The sequence below is a fragment of the Oceanobacillus sp. J11TS1 genome, assembly GCF_018333215.1.
Lineage (GTDB): Bacteria > Bacillota > Bacilli > Bacillales > Amphibacillaceae > Oceanobacillus.
In genome coordinates this window covers 71,095-87,941 of record NZ_BORO01000003.1, presented here as the reverse complement: position 1 = coordinate 87,941, position 16,847 = coordinate 71,095, and the positions used below count along the sequence as shown (strand labels likewise).

15 protein-coding genes and 1 pseudogene are annotated in these 16,847 nt (G+C 37.2%); 14 read left to right on the top strand and 2 right to left on the bottom strand.

The window, feature by feature from the left end:
* The first annotated feature begins 60 nt into the window (after window positions 1-60).
* The 8 genes from dagF to KI343_RS03785 all read left to right on the top strand — a co-directional run bounded on the left by dagF (window position 61) and on the right by KI343_RS03785 (window position 6,550).
* On the top strand, window positions 61-813 hold the full coding sequence (gene dagF / locus KI343_RS03820) for a 2-dehydro-3-deoxy-phosphogluconate aldolase (RefSeq protein ID WP_212925118.1): 753 nt from the start codon (window positions 61-63) through the stop codon (window positions 811-813).
* Window positions 806-1,819, top strand: a complete 1,014-nt coding sequence (locus KI343_RS03815) for a sugar kinase (protein ID WP_212925117.1) — start codon at window positions 806-808, stop codon at window positions 1,817-1,819. Before dagF ends, KI343_RS03815 begins: the two co-directional genes overlap by 8 nt.
* Before the next feature lie 22 nt (window positions 1,820-1,841).
* On the top strand, window positions 1,842-2,555 hold the full coding sequence (locus KI343_RS03810) for a GntR family transcriptional regulator (RefSeq protein ID WP_212925116.1): 714 nt from the start codon (window positions 1,842-1,844) through the stop codon (window positions 2,553-2,555).
* Between the two features lie 148 nt (window positions 2,556-2,703).
* A complete protein-coding gene (locus KI343_RS03805) occupies window positions 2,704-4,032 on the top strand; it encodes a GntT/GntP/DsdX family permease (RefSeq protein ID WP_212925115.1) in 1,329 nt (442 codons plus the stop codon).
* Between the two features lie 245 nt (window positions 4,033-4,277).
* Window positions 4,278-4,652: a hypothetical protein gene (locus KI343_RS03800; RefSeq protein ID WP_212925114.1), complete on the top strand. Its 375-nt coding sequence runs from the start codon at window positions 4,278-4,280 to the stop codon at window positions 4,650-4,652.
* A gap of 136 nt (window positions 4,653-4,788) precedes the next feature.
* Window positions 4,789-5,070, top strand: a complete 282-nt coding sequence (locus KI343_RS03795; RefSeq protein ID WP_212925113.1) for a barstar family protein — start codon at window positions 4,789-4,791, stop codon at window positions 5,068-5,070.
* A gap of 418 nt (window positions 5,071-5,488) precedes the next feature.
* Window positions 5,489-5,869 carry a hypothetical protein gene (locus KI343_RS03790; protein WP_244856700.1) on the top strand — a complete coding sequence of 127 codons (381 nt, stop codon included), beginning with the start codon at window positions 5,489-5,491 and terminating at the stop codon, window positions 5,867-5,869.
* A 189-nt stretch (window positions 5,870-6,058) separates the two neighbouring features.
* Window positions 6,059-6,550 carry a hypothetical protein gene (locus KI343_RS03785; protein WP_212925112.1) on the top strand — a complete coding sequence of 164 codons (492 nt, stop codon included), beginning with the start codon at window positions 6,059-6,061 and terminating at the stop codon, window positions 6,548-6,550.
* 279 nt (window positions 6,551-6,829) lie between these two features.
* On the opposite strand, the pseudogene KI343_RS20520 reads toward KI343_RS03785, so the two are convergent.
* A pseudogene (locus KI343_RS20520) lies at window positions 6,830-7,234 on the bottom strand (transposase); the annotation flags it as partial.
* A 273-nt stretch (window positions 7,235-7,507) separates the two neighbouring features.
* Here KI343_RS20520 and KI343_RS03775 point away from each other — a divergent pair.
* From KI343_RS03775 to KI343_RS03755, 5 genes are all read left to right on the top strand, one after another.
* A complete protein-coding gene (locus tag KI343_RS03775; RefSeq protein ID WP_212925111.1) occupies window positions 7,508-7,900 on the top strand; it encodes a hypothetical protein in 393 nt (130 codons plus the stop codon).
* A 1,211-nt stretch (window positions 7,901-9,111) separates the two neighbouring features.
* Entirely contained in the window at window positions 9,112-10,164 is a 1,053-nt protein-coding gene (locus tag KI343_RS03770; RefSeq protein ID WP_212925110.1) for a DUF5105 domain-containing protein, read from the top strand.
* A gap of 21 nt (window positions 10,165-10,185) precedes the next feature.
* Complete coding sequence (locus KI343_RS03765) at window positions 10,186-11,313, top strand: TcaA second domain-containing protein (protein WP_212925109.1); 1,128 nt, start codon at window positions 10,186-10,188, stop codon at window positions 11,311-11,313.
* Between the two features lie 557 nt (window positions 11,314-11,870).
* Entirely contained in the window at window positions 11,871-13,145 is a 1,275-nt protein-coding gene (gene codB / locus KI343_RS03760) for a cytosine permease (RefSeq protein ID WP_212925108.1), read from the top strand.
* Window positions 13,135-14,403, top strand: a complete 1,269-nt coding sequence (locus KI343_RS03755) for a cytosine deaminase (RefSeq protein ID WP_212925107.1) — start codon at window positions 13,135-13,137, stop codon at window positions 14,401-14,403. The genes codB and KI343_RS03755 overlap by 11 nt, the downstream gene beginning before the upstream one ends.
* Before the next feature lie 36 nt (window positions 14,404-14,439).
* Here KI343_RS03755 and KI343_RS03750 read toward each other — a convergent pair whose 3' ends face one another.
* Window positions 14,440-15,216 (bottom strand): sulfite exporter TauE/SafE family protein, encoded by a 777-nt coding sequence (locus tag KI343_RS03750; protein ID WP_212925106.1) that lies wholly within the window; start codon window positions 15,214-15,216, stop codon window positions 14,440-14,442.
* 589 nt (window positions 15,217-15,805) lie between these two features.
* Here KI343_RS03750 and KI343_RS03745 point away from each other — a divergent pair.
* Window positions 15,806-16,702, top strand: a complete 897-nt coding sequence (locus KI343_RS03745) for a macrolide 2'-phosphotransferase (protein ID WP_212925105.1) — start codon at window positions 15,806-15,808, stop codon at window positions 16,700-16,702.
* Window positions 16,703-16,847 lie beyond the last annotated feature (145 nt).

Here is a 16,847-nt window from a genome sequence, read left to right as displayed (position 1 = left end):
CGAACTTCTCGGTCCTTTTTAACAGCCTTTTTGAACACACATTTTAGGAGGGAACAAGTAATGAATATTGATAATCGTTTTTATAAAAATAGAGTGGCACTAAACGTGTTAGCAAATAGTATTGAAAATGCAAAAGAGGTCTTTGATGCAGCAGAAGGCCATGTGCTGGTTGGTGTACTTTCAAAGGATTATCCAACCGTCGAAGCAGCTGTGTCCGCCATGAAGGAATATGGGGAAGCCATTGAAGATGCTGTTTCCATTGGACTAGGGGCAGGGGACAACAGACAAGCAGCCGTTGTTGCTGAGATTGCAAAGCATTACCCAGGTTCCCATATTAATCAGGTTTTCCCTGCTGTGGGGGCAACACGTGCGAATTTAGGTGAAAAAGATAGCTGGATTAACTCCCTTGTATCACCTACAGGGAAAGTTGGTTATGTAAACATTTCTACTGGTCCTATTAGTGCAGAAGCTAGCGAAACTGCTATTGTTCCGATTAAATCTGCTGTTGCGCTTGTTCGTGATATGGGCGGAAATGCATTGAAATATTTCCCGATGAAAGGATTGCAATGTGAAGACGAATTCCGCGCAGTTGCCCAAGCTTGTGGCGAAGAAGGATTTGCTTTAGAGCCAACAGGCGGTATTGATTTGGACAACTTCGCTACAATCTTAGAAATTGCGTTAGAAGCAAAAGTGCCTAAAGTAATCCCTCATGTGTATTCTTCTATCATTGACAAGGAGACGGGGAAAACAAATGAGGAAGATGTTAAAAAGCTTCTAGCTATTAGTAAAGATTTGGCTGATAAATATGCCTAAGAACATTGTTTCATTTGGAGAAGTAATGATGCGTTTGCAAGTGCCAGGCTATGAATTGCTGGCACAAGCAAACAATTTACAGTATTCCTTTTCAGGCACAGGGATAAACGTTGCTTCTGCAATGACAAAACTTGGACATAATGGCTACCTTATCACAAAGTTGCCGGACAATCCTTTGGGGGATGCGGCAATATCCTTCTTGCAGCGCTTAGGGATAGAGCGTGATTTTATTGCAAGGGATGGTAAATATATTGGCATGTACTTTTTGGAAAACGGTTTCGGTCAGCGAGCGAGTCGTGTTACCTATACCAATCGCTTAGAAAGTACGTTTAATACAGCGGATATTTCCGATTATGATGTAGATTTGATTGCAGGGAGTACAGACATTATCCATTTTTGCGGAATAAGCCTGGCGATGACAGATAAAGTCCGTGAGAGCATGAAAATCCTCGCTAAAAAGGTAAAAGAAAATGGCGGAAAGGTTTGCTTTGATTGTAATTATCGCCCTTCTTTATGGGATGGAGGCTACGAGCAAGCAAAGCCCCATTATGAGGATATGCTTTCCCTCGCTGACATTGTAATGATGAATGAAAAAGATGCAATGTATATATTAGGAATGGAAACGGAGAAGACAGAAAGAGAAGAACAGCTTCAAGATTTAATTCCTAAAGTAGCTGCAAAATATAACATCCAAACCATTGCAGGTACACACCGAGGAATTAATAAAGATAACACCCATTCTTTAAAAGGCTATATTTATAAAGAAGACAAGTTTGTGTTTTCCAGAAATATTACCTTTTCGGTCTATGACAGAATTGGTGCTGGTGATGCGTATACTACTGGAATTTTGCATGGTGAATTATCAAACTATGAACCTGAGAAAACAGTGGAATTTGCAGCCGCTGCTGGCATGCTGGCTTGTACCATCGTTGGCGATACACCTATGTCAACAGAAGCGGAAATTTTGGCAGCGATGTCAGGAACAGTTGGAGACGTCAAACGTTAAATGAAGGAGAGGGGAAAAGGGAATGCATGTTATGAAGAAGAAAGGCCCGTTATATTTACAGATCAAAGAAATATTAAAGGACCGCATATTACATGGTGAATATGCAATTAACACAAACATTCCCTCTGAGCCTCAATTAGAGAAAGAATTTAATGTCAGTAAAATTACGATAAGAAATGCGATTAAAGAACTGGTACAAGAAGGATATCTTGAAAAAAGAAGCGGTATCGGCACAAAAGTGATTGCCAATGTTTCGATTGCAAAGCTTTCAAAAGGGAAACGTTTCACAGAAGTTTTAGTAGAAGAAGGCTATAACATTACCAAAAGTATTATCAGTATAGATAGGATTACCTTATCTCCTGGAATGCCATTATATTCTATATTTGGCGGTAAATGTTTGAAGGTGGACCGCATTTATTTGTTAAATCACGAGCCGTATATTTACTTCACGCATTATATTTCATTGGATATCAAAGAAGATGCAAAAGACATTCACATCACTTCTTTGTACCGTTTTCTAGAGGAAAATAATATTCGCTTGGAGTCGTTTCGAGATGAATTCACGATTTCTAAAGCACCAGATCATATATGCGAAACATTAGATCTCGAAAAGGATTCGGTTGTTTTGAAAAGAATACGAAAATCCAGCGATGCAAAAGGAGATATATTGGAGTATAGTGAAGGCTACTATAATACCCCCAAACATAACTATATTGTTACGTATAATGATTTTTAATCAATAGCTTTACTAGCCTGCTTATGAAACCGGTTAAATCTTTCCGGATCATTAGTAAATGATAAAATGAATGGTTTCAGTAGCAGAAGAATTACCGAATACAAGTTGTTTTAATAGATTTGTAAGCGATTGCCTTGGAGGGGACAATATGGAATTATATTTATTAGGGATTACGATTATCTCTATCGTTATTGTTATTTTAGGAGTGTCATGGTGGAAATGGCATGCGTTTATTAGTTTAACAGTGGCCAGTTTGTTTTTAGCTGTCTTTTCAGGATTGCAAATGAGCGAAATCGTCACTGCGTATGAAACAGGTGTTGGCGATGTACTTGGACATTTAATCGGTATATTAGCATTGGGAACGATCTTAGGTAAAATGATGTCTGACTCTGGTGCAGGAATGCAAGTAGCTGATTTCTTCACCCGTAAATTTGGAGCAAATAAGCTTCCTTGGGCGATGCTTCTATCCGGTTTTATCATCGGGATTCCTGTATTTTTTGAAGTTGGTTTAGTAATCTTACTACCTTTAGTTATCTCGATTCGTAAATCAACCAAGCAGAATATCTTATTAATTGGAATTCCAGTTCTTGCCGGTTTATCGATCGTCCATGGTCTTGTGCCGCCACATCCAGGTGCAATGACAGCGATTGGAATTTATGGTGCGGACATGGGGAAAGTACTGCTTTATTCCTTACTTATTGCTTTTCCAACAGCGGTTATTGCTGGACCAGTCTTTTCAAAATGGATTCACAAACGTGTCATCCCTGTTGGTGAACCAGAATTAATCCGCGTAGAAACAAAAACAAAAAATGATCTGCCAAGTACAGGCATTTCTTTCTTTATTATTTTATTACCAGTTATACTCATGGGTTTAACTGTATTTACACCTTACCTGCCAATTACAGGACTTGTTGAACAGTTCTTCTTATTTATTGGAAGCCCTGTCATCGCGTTGTTAATATCTTGTTTTGCAGCCTACTATTTCTTGGGATATCGCCAAGGAATGGATAGAAATTTACTTAAGAAATTAACTGAAGAGTGCCTATTACCACTAGCTTCTATTATTCTTATTATTGGCGCTGGCGGCGGATTTAAACAAATCCTTATTGACAGCGGTGTCGGAACAGCGATTGCTTCTATGGCTGAACAGATTTCCTTATCCCCGCTAGTCCTTGCTTTCTTAGTGGCAGGCTTGATTCGGGTGGCAACAGGTTCGGCAACCGTTGCATTAACCACATCTGCTGGAATTGTATCCCCTGTTGTTGCCAATATGACAGGTGTAAATCTAGAATTACTCGTTATTGTAACTGGGGCAGGTTCCTTAATGCTATCGCATGTAAATGATGCCGGTTTCTGGTTAGTGAAGGAGTACATGGGATTAACGGTGAAGGAAACATTTAAAACATGGACAGTGATGGAAACGATACTGGCATTTGTTGCTTTTGGATTTGCAATGGTTTTAAGTCTGTTTATTTAACAAAGATAGATTTTGATAGAATGAATATAATTAAGAAGAAAGATTCCTATATCGTGTTGTGATAGAGGAATCTTTCTTTTATTTTTAATGGATTTGCAAATGTGGCTTCTTACTTTATTTACTTTAAGCTATATGTTCCGTTGCAATATGTTTTTTAAATTAGCATTATTACGTATCGAAATCATGAAGTAAGTCAAAAGCCGATCAATGGTGGGGAATTAGAAAAAACGGAGAAGTATCAAGAGTTGGTAGAACAAAATACGCTGACAGCCTCTGAAGAAGCAGCGATTAGAAACTATGTAAAGGATATGGAAGAAAACGGATCCAATAGCGACTATACAGTGGGAAATTACGAATTTCCAAGAGGTGATGAAATTACGTTTTGGGATAAACAGAAAGTTCTTGGAGGCACTTCCGCCAATTCCGATACATATGACCAATTAGGGTTAGGTTATATATTTGCATCAGTAGTGAATTATCAATTGGAAGATGTCGTTACGATGGTAAGTTCGGAATCAACTTCGGGGGAGCAAGTTATATCGGCTGCCTTTACGTTTACTCCGTTAAAATTTTTAAAACCATTTGACGATGTTATGGGGCTTGGGAGTACGAAAGGATAAGGGACGGAATAATCTCAGCAAACGGATGGAATGGTAATGTTAAAGGACAGACGCCTGGTACAAAAGCTGGAAGTATATATTATACTAATAATCATTATAAAAGTATTGTGAAAGTTAACTAAGGAGAGGGTTGTTTATGACTAAAAATAGAATAGTTAAAATAAGTAGCCATGAGATTGATTCCATAATAAATAAAGATAAAAAGAATAATTGTTATAGTGTTATTTTAGATGGGCGGCAAGTACAATTTAAGGAAGAATTTTTTCAAATAATGGGTCTGAAATATAATTTACCCGATATCTCAGGGTGGGACTCTTTCACTGATTGGATGACAGATTTAAGCTGGATAGATAATAAATGCTTTTCGTTTTTGGGAAGAAAAAGTAGTGACAACAATGGTGGACGGAGAAAATCGTAGTTTTAGTCTTTACTTAATTGAATAATTTTAACAAAATGAAAGCAGTCGATAGTGACGATAGAAGAACATAGAAGTGCACACCACTGAAATAATTTCCCCACCATGAAATTTGTAAAGTTTTAACTCCTTAGTCCAGCGTAATGGTTTAGCTAAATGTTCATTGTAGTTACTGATACGTAAGAGGCTTGTGAATCTCTGCAACTACTTGCTAGCGTGATTGACAAAGTCTTCCTCTGGAATTTTTTCTTATATGAAGCGCCCTAGTGCCGAATACAACTAAATAAAGAAGATTATGCTAAATAAAACTCAATGGGAAATTTTTATATGAACAATCGCGTTTTCATTTGTTTACCGGAGTTTATTATGAGGAATACCTCCATTAATGCTTTTGGTACAGCGAAAGGAGTTGGTAAGTATTATGAATGAAGAAATAGTTAGACTGTATAGTAATTTTGATAAAGATAATTTATCTGTTTTCTTTGAAAAGCTGATTGGATTTATAAACAAACATGATGATATGTTTAGGGAATTTATTTTTGAAAATACTTTGGAAGTTGTTAAAACATTTAAGGCTAAAGATTTTTTTCTAGGCACGTCTGATGAAAATTTAGAAGGAAGCATACATCTTTATGCTGGAAGATTAAAAAATGCTAGCAATAAAGATATTTGCGAAAATGTAATACATTTATTATGGGATATTGCAGCTTATATGACAAAGGAGATATGTCTAAGTTGTCAAGATAGATTATCTAAAGATCTCATTCTCTATCAATCAAACAATTATTTACAGGACTTGTGATAATTGTTTAATAACTATTTTAAATGATGAATTTATTAATAGACCTGAAGAGATGGTTGCTGCAACAAGAAATCAAGTAAGCAAGTTTATGGATAAATAGCTTTGATAGCCTTAAATTTTTCACCTTTAAGATTAATCTGTTGTACCTATCCCTCAATTCTTGGAAGGTTATAGGAGGCTCGACATTTTATGATAAAAAAAAGAACTGGGAAAATAAATGAAATAATATATGATAATACAGTATATCATAATGGAGAATATAGAATTTATCCATCAGTTCCCCAATTATTTAGAGTACTAGATAAAGTGAAGAAAGCTAGGGAGACTACGGACAGTTTAACCATGATACCTTTTTATAGAAATGCAAAGAGAAATGGTCAAATTGAGTTTGAGAGTATGGTATTTTATTTAGAATGTAAAGAGAATGTAAGTGACAATGACCTTAATGCATTTCTAAATCAATGTTGTGAAGAGGGTCAAGAAATATCAGATGATATACGGAAACGTTTTTACTTATGCTCAAATAATGACGTAGATACATTTATTAGGGCTATCAATACCTATATTGATTATTTAGATACGTTAGTTCCACAAATGATAAAAACATTGAAAAGTGAATATCATTTTGGAGAAAGCGAATTAATGTTTGGGTTTATTTGCTTTTCAATTGATAGCAAATAATTAGCCTGAATTATTTGCCATTAATTGAAAGGTACAAATCAAAATGAAAGCTAATCATTTTCTATATAACATTTCTAAGCATTCCCTCTTAAAATTACACAAACTGGAGACATTGTACACTCCGTAAAACTTAAAACTCGAAGCCATTTTGAAATAGAGTTGAACGTCCTGATTTCATTAATTTACTGGCAACTTTACTGATACGTGTCCGGATGGTCTGGATCTGCATCTGTTTTTAGGCTGTGTGTGAAATACATTTCTACCGCAGGACAAATAGATTTAATAATGATTTTTCGTGCTTTTTCCATGGTTTTGCCTTGTGATCGCTCTCTTCAAAATAGCGCTCGGACTTGAAGAAGAATCTAGATACAGTTCATCAGCCAAGCTCTGTAGTTTGGCATTCAGCTTTAAACGAATCACATCAGGAACCGATTCGTCCTCGCATAAATCATAAGATCTAGGACGGTAAAATTGCTGTCTGCACGCATAAACGGTGTTATCCATGGGGAATTTTCGTTGTGATACGCAATAAGCAAGCGCACCAAATCTTACGCAATTTGACGTATAAAGTTTTGCTGGGCGCGGTTCCGGCTTGAGAAAATCACTTGTTACTCCATCAAAGGCAGCCATTGGATGATAACCAACTGTCCCAGAGCGCGTATTGTAGTCAGACAGTTCCTGTTTGCTATACGTATCTGCTGGGTGAAATCTAAATCAAAAATGATCGTATCTTATTCCCGTTGTGTATGCATTTTATCCAGTAATACTTGATTGGTCTAAAGTAAAGAAGTAATGGAACCAGAATTAAAGCGATTCAAAACTGAGATAAGCTTGGCTAGGAAGCAAGCTCATCTTTCCCTTTATGATTCTGATAAAAAAACTTTGAATGGGATAGTTGATAAAAAGAGTCCTGAGGGACATATTCCATGGACTGATAAATAAATGAGGTGGATAATAATGAAGATTGAAGTTTTGGAAAAAAGAATTGAACAAACGGCATACTGGGATATGCCTATATTAGATGTTCAAACTCAATACTTTGGAGATGAAGTTTATTTATTTGTAGAGAATGATGAAGAGAAATGCTGGAAGATTAGTTTTATTTCCTGTTATAAAGTTAACTATGAAACGGATGCAAACTGGAGAAACATAGATAATGTAAAAGATATGAGAGGAGGACAATTAGGTTATTATGGACAAGATATCTCTATAAAGAAATATAAAGAAAATGAAAGTTTTATTGAAAGTTCAATTGATTTATCGATTATGACAATGAGTATAGTATGTAAAGATATATTTGTCGAAGAAGTGGAAACGAAAGGTAATTCTTTTTTTTGGGAATATAAGTAATGTAATAGAGAGTGAAAAGTTTTTCTGCGGTAAAAAGTCCATGAATCAGTGTCAAAATTTGATGTAGCCTGCTTGGGTCGATGGGAAAAAGCAGCAAAAAATGTATACTAGAGTTATAGTTGTACTAGCTAGGTGAGCGGCCAAAACCTCCGAAATAGAGGGGGGTAAGGCCGGTTAATTACTGCAGATGTAGCAAATGTTATAGTACGTTTCTCAACATTAACCTTAACATTTCTAATGGTTGTAATTATGATCATGCAAAAAGTAATCACCCCTAGCTAGCCGGCTCAGCGGGTGATTACTTTTTAATTTCACTTCAAAATGCTGGTCGCTCTTCAAAGCGGACAACTATTTATGATTGACTTAGGTGCCCTAACACCCTGTGTCTTTCTCTATGCTATCCTTATTATAATACAATTATGCTCCGTTATCTAGAAAGGGTAACGGAGAGTTCGCAAAACTCGAACATACAAATCGTTATAGTGCCATGGTTTATTTGGTGTTCTTCAATTAACCTTCCTATGGTTCGGTGCCGGATAAGTTGTAACTAAATTTCCCGCATTATTGATATTAGTTAAAAGACGATTTGTTGGCAATAGGAAGAGTAGTTAGAGAGTGGAAGTGAAAACGAGGAGGGATACAAATGGAAAAAGAGCTAGAAGGGGTATTGGATATATTAAAAAAAACTTAATTTACATACTGACATTATTAGTAAAGAAGAAATAGACGAACAATACGACAATTTAATAGATTTGAATAGATTAACTGAAGATTTAAGAATTTTATTAACCAATTTTAAAACGGTTGATAAAGAGAATGGAGAAGAAGTAGAGGGAATATTATTTGAAATTCATCGAATAATAACCACTTTTGAATGGCATTTTTCAGAAATCAGTGATCTGAATATAAAAATACTAAAGGGCTTGAAGTAAATATACGGCTTATCTCCAATAAATTGGCACATGAAAACATCTCTTTTCTACTGTTTCACAAAATTAATAGACAAATCAAGTATAGATATTTACTCACAGAATTGGGTACAAAAACCTACTACTAATCTTGGTTTATTCAAATGACATCAGACGATTTTACCGAAAATAAAGAAAAGAATACACAGATATTGACGAAAGGTTTTTAATTGGCTATCCTTTAAAAAGGTTTAAAATAATGAGAAGACTGGATATACCGGTCTTGTGGATGGAGGGAGAAACATGAGTAAAAAATACGGAATTATTCCTTTGCTCTTACTTTTATTTTTAGGATTAGTTGCATGTGGCTCAGATGATAGTGCTAGCGATAGTACTAGCGGTGGTAAAAAGGGAAATATCGAAGTTGAAATTGAAAATGCTTCCTATATTTTAGCAGGTGAAGGTGGCACTTCTAATAATGAGAATGCAGGTATGCTTGCTGTTGAGTTTGCAGTTACAAATAATAATGAATATCCTATTACTATCTCATCATATGATGGAATAAAATTAGACGATGAAGGGGAGCAAAAAAACCCGCAGACGGATTTGTATAACTCAAAAGTTGATCTGGAAAGTACTTTTTCAGGAGATATTGGAGCTGAGAAGATGGCAAAAATAACTTCTATTTTTTATGTTGAAAAAGATAAAGAGTATGAAGTTAGAATGATTCCTTTTTCAACAAATCCTGAAGCTGATGTTGAAGATGTAACGGTTGCATTAGATACTGCGGAGTTCTCCGATAGTTTTGATGCGCTTAACGAACCAGAAGAGGCATTGTTAGCATATATCGATACTATCTATTTGGATCAGGAAAACGACGATTATGAAAGGTTAGTTTCAGCAGATAAAGAAGCTTTACAAGATGAAGCAAAAAAATTATTTGCAGAAAAAATGCAATCGCCGTTTATGATGGACGTACCAGAAGAGGAAATTGACAAAAATTATGAAACATATAAATCATTGTTGACTGATAAAGTAGAAATCACAGCAGAGACCATTGCCAATGCAAACAATAAAGCTGTTGTCAATGTAGACTATTCCACACTTCCATTGGATCTATATGACCCAGTAAGTGATTACGCGGATGAGTATAGAGAAAAAAAGGATGATTACGATAGGGATGCTATGGAGGAATATGCCTTATCGAATTTTGATAAAATATTAAATGATATTGAACCGAAATCAGCACGTGAAACACTGGAGATTTTAATGGTTAAAGAAGACGGTCACTGGTCTGTTGATACATCTGACTGGAATAGTGAACGATTAGCTGAGGCTTTTTCAACAGGGTCCTGATATTAAGGAGATGATGAGATAGTGAAAAGAAAATGGCTGTATATTCTGATTGCGTCGCTAGCTTGTGTTGTTATAGCTATCCTTATTACTCTCCAACAACTTAGTAAACCAGGTAAAGTTGTTCAAGCACTAGATGAAGCGATTACGGAGGAAAGTTCTGAATCGTTAGATGGTTTACTTGTTGTAGATGATAATAATGCGGAAGTAAGTAATGGTTCCATTCAGCCCTTGCTTAGATATCTTAAGAAAAATAATAACAGTTATCAAGTGATTAAAGATGGGTTAAATGAACAAATTGAAAAAGACAATTTTTCTGCAACAAGTCAGCAAATCAGTTTAGTAGAGGATGGGAAAAAGTGGGGCATTTTTCCCGATTATAAATTGCATGTAAATACGGCTTTTATTAAAGTAAGTGGACAAAATGACAATGATGAGGTAAATCTTCAAATAGAAGGTCTGGAAAATGCAATTGAGGAAAATGATGATGGTGTGTATGGACCGGTTTTACCAGGTGACTATCAGGTTGTTCTTGCGATTCGGAATAATCTAGGAACCGTTACAGATGAACGTGAAATGGAAATATGGGGAAATAATCAAGTCAGTTTAATCACTGATACAGATAAACTGGTAAAGGAAGATGAAACGATACAGCGAGATGTTATGAAGGCCCTTGATACGTTTAATAGTGATATGTCAAAATGGACGACATCAGAATTTGATTTATCAACATTTACGAATGTAGCGGGAATGATGGATAGCGATCAAACGATGGTAAACAATGAATTTGATATGATTAAGGAGCATATCGGTGAAATTCAGTCACAATATAAGGGTGCCATTGTAAACTTAGGAGATTTTGATATCAGCTATTTTGATGGAGATTGGACTGCAGAAGTATCTGCCTTCGTATCTTATGACGAAAAAATAAAGTTGAAAGAAGAAGATACGTTTGAAGACGCTTCTTATCACTCTGTCCGTTTTTACGAACTAACTTATGATGAAGATGCAAATGAATGGCTTATTGCAGATTTCGTGGACACGTTGGCAGCGGATAATGAATATCAGGACTGGGAAAACACACAGGATATGATGATAAAAGATCCGCCAGTATTAAAATGGAATAGAACGGATGAAGGCACTACGATCTAATCATGTTGTTACGAATGAAGACATTTATATAATGAGTGATATCGTGAAATGAATAAGCCCTTATTACATGCATGGTAAAGTCGGTCCACATATCGCTTTGAAAAAACACTAACTTTTTCACATCTACCTCTTAAGCTTGTTCCATAAGAGGAGCGGTGGCATACCAAAACACACGTTCAAAACTAAGAGCGTGTGTTTTTGGAATCTGTAATACATTATACATGCGTAAACTTTTGCATAATACTGAAATAGAAAACTATTTAAAAATCCCAATTTCCAATATTTCTAAGATGACAACCCGGCAATTTTATGGCATAATGTATTTTGATAAATATACTGGTACCTTTAAATCAGTCCAGAGAGGCTGACAAGGACAGCGCGAAATATAATGCTTCACTCACTGATACCCTGTATGAAGGGTGTCTTCCGGTGTGCATTATAGAGAAAAAGCTTCTTGTCAGAGATTGGACAAGGAGCTTTTTTTCTTGTCTATTATCTCGATAGAATAATATTTTTCGGTGCCAGTTTCTTAAATTTCAATATTTGGAGGAATTGGTATGTCACAAACAGATAAAGAATTTTCATTAGAACCGGTGCCACAATCGCATCGGAATGGATTTTGGAAGATTTTAGCGGTAATGCTTTCGCTTAGTTTTTTCTCAGCGAGCATGTGGTCTGGGGGCACGTTAGGAACAGGGCTTTCATTTATGCAGTTTATTAGTATTGTGCTGGCAGGTAACCTTATCCTTGGACTTTATACAGGGTCCTTAGCTTATATTGCCTCAAAGACAGGATTGTCTACGCATTTATTGGCCCGTTATGCATTTGGAGAAAAAGGATCCTATTTAACCTCCTTTTTGCTTGCTTCGACACAGGTTTGCTGGTTTGGGGTAGGACTGGCGATGTTTGCTGTACCCGTAGCGAAAGCAACAGGAGCGAATGTGTATCTGTTAATCGTTATTTTTGGTTTATTGATGACTTTTTCAGCTATTTTTGGAATAAAGGCATTAACGATTTTGGGATTTATCGGTGTTCCGGCGATTGCGATTTTTGGAAGTTATTCGATGGTGGATGCGGCAGGAACGATGGGCGGCATGCAAGGATTGTTCGCTTATGAACCTGGACAGGCTATCAGCATAGGGTTGGCACTAACAATTTGTGTGGGGTCATTTATTAGTGCAGGGACGCTTACTCCCGACTTTACTCGGTTTGCGAAATCAGCGAAATCAGCAGTATGGGCAAATATTATTGCTTTTTTCCTTGGAAATTCATTGATGTTTTTATTCGGAGCTGTGGGAGCGATGGCTTTTGGTGTGGCGGATATTTCTGACGTGATGTTTTTACAGGGACTGATGATTCCTGCTATTATTGTGCTAGGTTTAAATATTTGGACAACCAATGACAGTGCATTATATGCTTCTGGTTTAGGATTTGCTAATATTACAAAATTACCGAAGAAAAAAATTGTCGTGTTTAACGGGATTGTCGGAACAATCGCAGCGATGTGGTTATATAACAACTTTGTAGGATTCTTAAATATTCTAGGGTCTGCGCTACCATCCATTGGAGCGATTATCCTGGCAGATTATTTCCTGGTAAAACGCAGGAACTATCAACCTTTTGAAACCATGAAGTTTAAAGCAGTAAATTGGGTTTCCATTGTTGCGTGGGCAGGGGGAGTAGTTATTGCTAACTTTGTGCCGGGCATCCCGCCAATCAATGCATTATTAGGAACATCTATTATTTATGTAGCAGGAATGAAAATGATGTCTCAAAAAGAAGCGGTTATAGCGCCATTAACAGAAAAGGATGAGGTAGTAAGTGATTATTAAAAATGCAAAATTAAGAGGAAAAGATGGGGTTTGGCATATTGTTGTAAAGGACGGGAAATTTAGTGCAATAACCCAAGAATTACAGGATTTTGAAGATAAAGAAGTTCTGGATGTGAACGGATCATTGGTGCTTCCGCCTTTTATTGAACCGCATATTCATTTGGATACCACTTTAACAGCAGGTGAACCTGCATGGAATCAAAGCGGTACCTTATTTGAAGGAATTCAAAGATGGTCGGAGCGCAAGGAAACATTAACCATGGAAGATGTGAAAAAGAGATCGAAAACAGCATTGAAGTGGCAAATCGCGCAAGGAATCCAGAATGTCCGTACCCATGTGGATGTAACGGATCCGGAACTAACTGCTTTAAAAGCAATGCTTGAAGTAAAGGAAGAAATGGCTCCTTATGTAGACATTCAGCTGGTTGCTTTTCCGCAAGAGGGAATCCACTCTTATCCGAACGGAAAGGAACTTTTAGAAGAAGCTTTGAAAATGGGTGCTGATGTCGTAGGTGGTATTCCACATTTTGAATTTACAAGGGAGTACGGCGTAGATTCGATGAGAGTAGCATTTGATCTCGCTGAGAAGTACGATAAATTAGTGGATATTCATTGTGATGAAATTGACGATGAGCAATCCAGATTCGTGGAAGTAGTCGCTAAAGAAGCTTATGAGCGTGGTTTAGGTGAACGTACAACAGCGAGTCATACGACGGCAATGGGTTCTTATAACGATGCCTATACGTCAAAACTATTCCGTTTATTAAAGTTATCGAATATTAATTTTGTTTCCAATCCGCTTGTGAACATTCACCTTCAAGGCAGATTTGATACGTATCCAAAACGTAGAGGCCTGACTCGAGTAAAAGAGCTGCAAGAAGCAGGGCTAAATATCTGTTTTGGTCATGATGATATTTTTGATCCGTGGTATCCGCTGGGAACTGGCAATATGCTGCAAGTATTGCACATGGGTATCCATGCATCGCAATTAATGGGTTATGAACAGATTGTTAATTCCATTGACTTAATTACAAAAAACAGTGCGAAAACACTTCATATAGAAGAGAGTTACGGCATGGAAGTAGGCAAGCCAGCGAATTTCATCGTCTTGTCCGCTGATAATGAATATGATGCAATCCGCAAGCAGGCAGTTGTGACACATTCTTTCAGAAATGGAACAATGATTGCTCATACTAAACCAAGTGAAGCATCGATTTTGTTACATGATACAAAAGAGGAAGTTAACTTTAATAGATAAAGAAAAAGCGCACCTGTAATAGGTTGCGCTTTTTCTTTACCCTGCAAATGCTAAACTGCCAAGCATATAGACAGAAGAAATAATGGTAATTAGGGCAATGATAATTTTCAACTGTTCCACAGGCACTTTATTGACAATTCGAGATCCAGTTAAAATTCCAATCATTGTCCCGACCAAGCTAAAGAGGATAAATAAATGTATGTTCTCGATGCTGGCATAGGAAAAATATCCAAAAATAGATGGGATTGCAATAATAATCGAGTTTAATAGACCTACGCCGACTGCAGTCCGAATATTTACACCAAGACTTGCAAGCAACGGCACTACTAATATTGGGCCTCCTGCACCAGTTAAGGCACAAATTGCTGCGGTAAGAAGACCGAGCAACATCGTCAACACCGGACGATTCAGAATAAATGATTGGTTTGCCCCGGCTTCAATCTCAGGCTGGTCCTTGTTTTTCTTAAATAAAATCGATAGTCCTGCCAATAAGACAAATAAGTACAGAAGCAGCTTAGCCATTGTTTCTGAAATAAGTACATTAATTTGTACACCGAGAAAAGCTCCTGGCAGGCTGCCGATACTTAAATAAAGCGCTAATTTTAAATCCATATATTTTAGCTTCCAATAGGAATACGCGCCAATGACACCAGCAACCATAAAAGCTAGGAAGCTGAGTGCCAGTGAGTCATGAACGGGCAATCCCAGAAAACCAACATAAATAATCGGAAGCAAGAAGCCAGATACCCCGGATAAGCCTACTAAGATGCCAATAATTAAATTTGCTATAAATACAATAAAAAATGTAAACATCTATGTGACCTCAACTCTCTAATTGCTTTTTAAATAACCTGAACGAAAATCCAATTAACTGGGACGTGGCGCTCAGAAAAAGTGGGAAGTGCTCCATCCCAAGGCTAACTCGCTCGGAAAAAGAGAAAGTCGCTCCAAACCGAGGCTAGGCGCTCGAAGAAAGTAAAAGTCGCTCCACCCCGAGGCTAGGCGCTCGAAAAAGGTAAAAGTCGCTCCAAGCCAAGGCTAAGAACTCAAAAAAGAGAAAGTCGCTCCACCCCAAGGCTAAAGCGCTCGAAAAAAGAGAAAGTCGCTCCAAGTCAAGGCTAGGCGCCCGAAAAAGATAAAAGTCGCTCCATCCCAAGGCTAAAGCGCTCGAAAAAAGTAAAAGTCGCTCCAAGCCAAGGCTAACCCGCTCGAAAATAGCCAAAGTCGCTCCCCAAAAGGCTTCCCCGCTGCAAATAGGCTTAAGCTTGGATGAACAGAGCTATCCGTTCCTAGTGGTCGTCTCAGAGAAATGATTATATTAAAGCTATATGATTTAATATAGTATAAATAATCTGATTGAAATACAACCTTAAATTAAAATAAAAAGAAGGATGTGGCAAATTTGGATAAACAAACCGTGATAACGTTAGCTGCAAAATATGGGTTAGATTTAAAAGAGGATTCTGTTAAATTTAATGAATCTGGATTGGATTTTCTCGTTGCTTATGCGCAGGACACAGCTGGAACAGAATGGGTTTTAAGAATACCCCGACGCGATGATGTGATGGGGCGCACAGTTGATGAACGGAAGGTTTTAGAAGTCGTGCATGATCATGTATCCTTTCAAGTTCCGGTTTGGTCCATCTATGAAGAGGACTTAATTGCATATAAAAAGCTGCAAGGTGTTCCAGCTGGTACAATTAATCCAGAAATTCAAAACTATGAGTGGGAGATGGATATTGAGAACATTCCAGAACAATTTCACCAAACGCAGGCTAGTGTTTTAGCTTCCTTGCATGGGGTGCCTAAAAATGAAGTAGAAAAAGCCGGTATTCCTACGTATACAGCTGGAGAAGCAAAAACATTGATGAAGGAACGAATGGAGAAAGTAAAGGAACATTTTGGTGTGGCGGATGATCTTTGGAATCGTTGGCAAGCTTGGTTGAACAATGAAGAGCTGTGGCCAAAAGAAACAGGACTGATGCATGGGGATGTACATGCCGGCCATATGATGATTGATGAGGAGACAAGGGTTATTGGTTTGATTGATTGGACAGAAGCAAAAGTAACCGATGTTTCCAATGATTTTGTATTTCAGTATAAAGCTTTTGGAGAAGAAGCACTTGAGAAGCTTATTCATTATTATAAACAAGCTGGAGGTATATATTGGCCGAAGATGAAGGAGCATATTATTGAACTGGATGCGGCGTATGTTATAGCTATTGCGGAATTTGCAATCGTTTCTGGTGTGGAGGAATATGCACAGATGGCGAGAGAAGCGTTGGGTGTAGGAAAGTGAGTGTAAGTAACTAAGTTCTATTTTGTTTCTCTATTGGGTGCGTTTCTTAAAAAGAACTGCACCCTTTTTAATAACAAGTATATGAAATTAGATCCACTACAGTATTTATTCCTGTAGTATGGTTTGTTAATTGTCGGAACTGGGA

Coding starts and splice junctions, on each gene's coding strand:
- KI343_RS03795 (WP_212925113.1), top strand. CDS start 4,789: ATGACTAAAAATAGAATAGTTAAAATAAGTAGCCATGAGATTGATTCC.
- KI343_RS03750 (WP_212925106.1), bottom strand. CDS start 15,216: ATGTTTACATTTTTTATTGTATTTATAGCAAATTTAATTATTGGCATC.
- codB (WP_212925108.1), top strand. CDS start 11,871: ATGTCACAAACAGATAAAGAATTTTCATTAGAACCGGTGCCACAATCG.
- KI343_RS03810 (WP_212925116.1), top strand. CDS start 1,842: ATGCATGTTATGAAGAAGAAAGGCCCGTTATATTTACAGATCAAAGAA.
- KI343_RS03790 (WP_244856700.1), top strand. CDS start 5,489: ATGAATGAAGAAATAGTTAGACTGTATAGTAATTTTGATAAAGATAAT.
- KI343_RS03805 (WP_212925115.1), top strand. CDS start 2,704: ATGGAATTATATTTATTAGGGATTACGATTATCTCTATCGTTATTGTT.
- KI343_RS03815 (WP_212925117.1), top strand. CDS start 806: ATGCCTAAGAACATTGTTTCATTTGGAGAAGTAATGATGCGTTTGCAA.
- KI343_RS03770 (WP_212925110.1), top strand. CDS start 9,112: ATGAGTAAAAAATACGGAATTATTCCTTTGCTCTTACTTTTATTTTTA.
- KI343_RS03775 (WP_212925111.1), top strand. CDS start 7,508: ATGAAGATTGAAGTTTTGGAAAAAAGAATTGAACAAACGGCATACTGG.
- KI343_RS03785 (WP_212925112.1), top strand. CDS start 6,059: ATGATAAAAAAAAGAACTGGGAAAATAAATGAAATAATATATGATAAT.
- dagF (WP_212925118.1), top strand. CDS start 61: ATGAATATTGATAATCGTTTTTATAAAAATAGAGTGGCACTAAACGTG.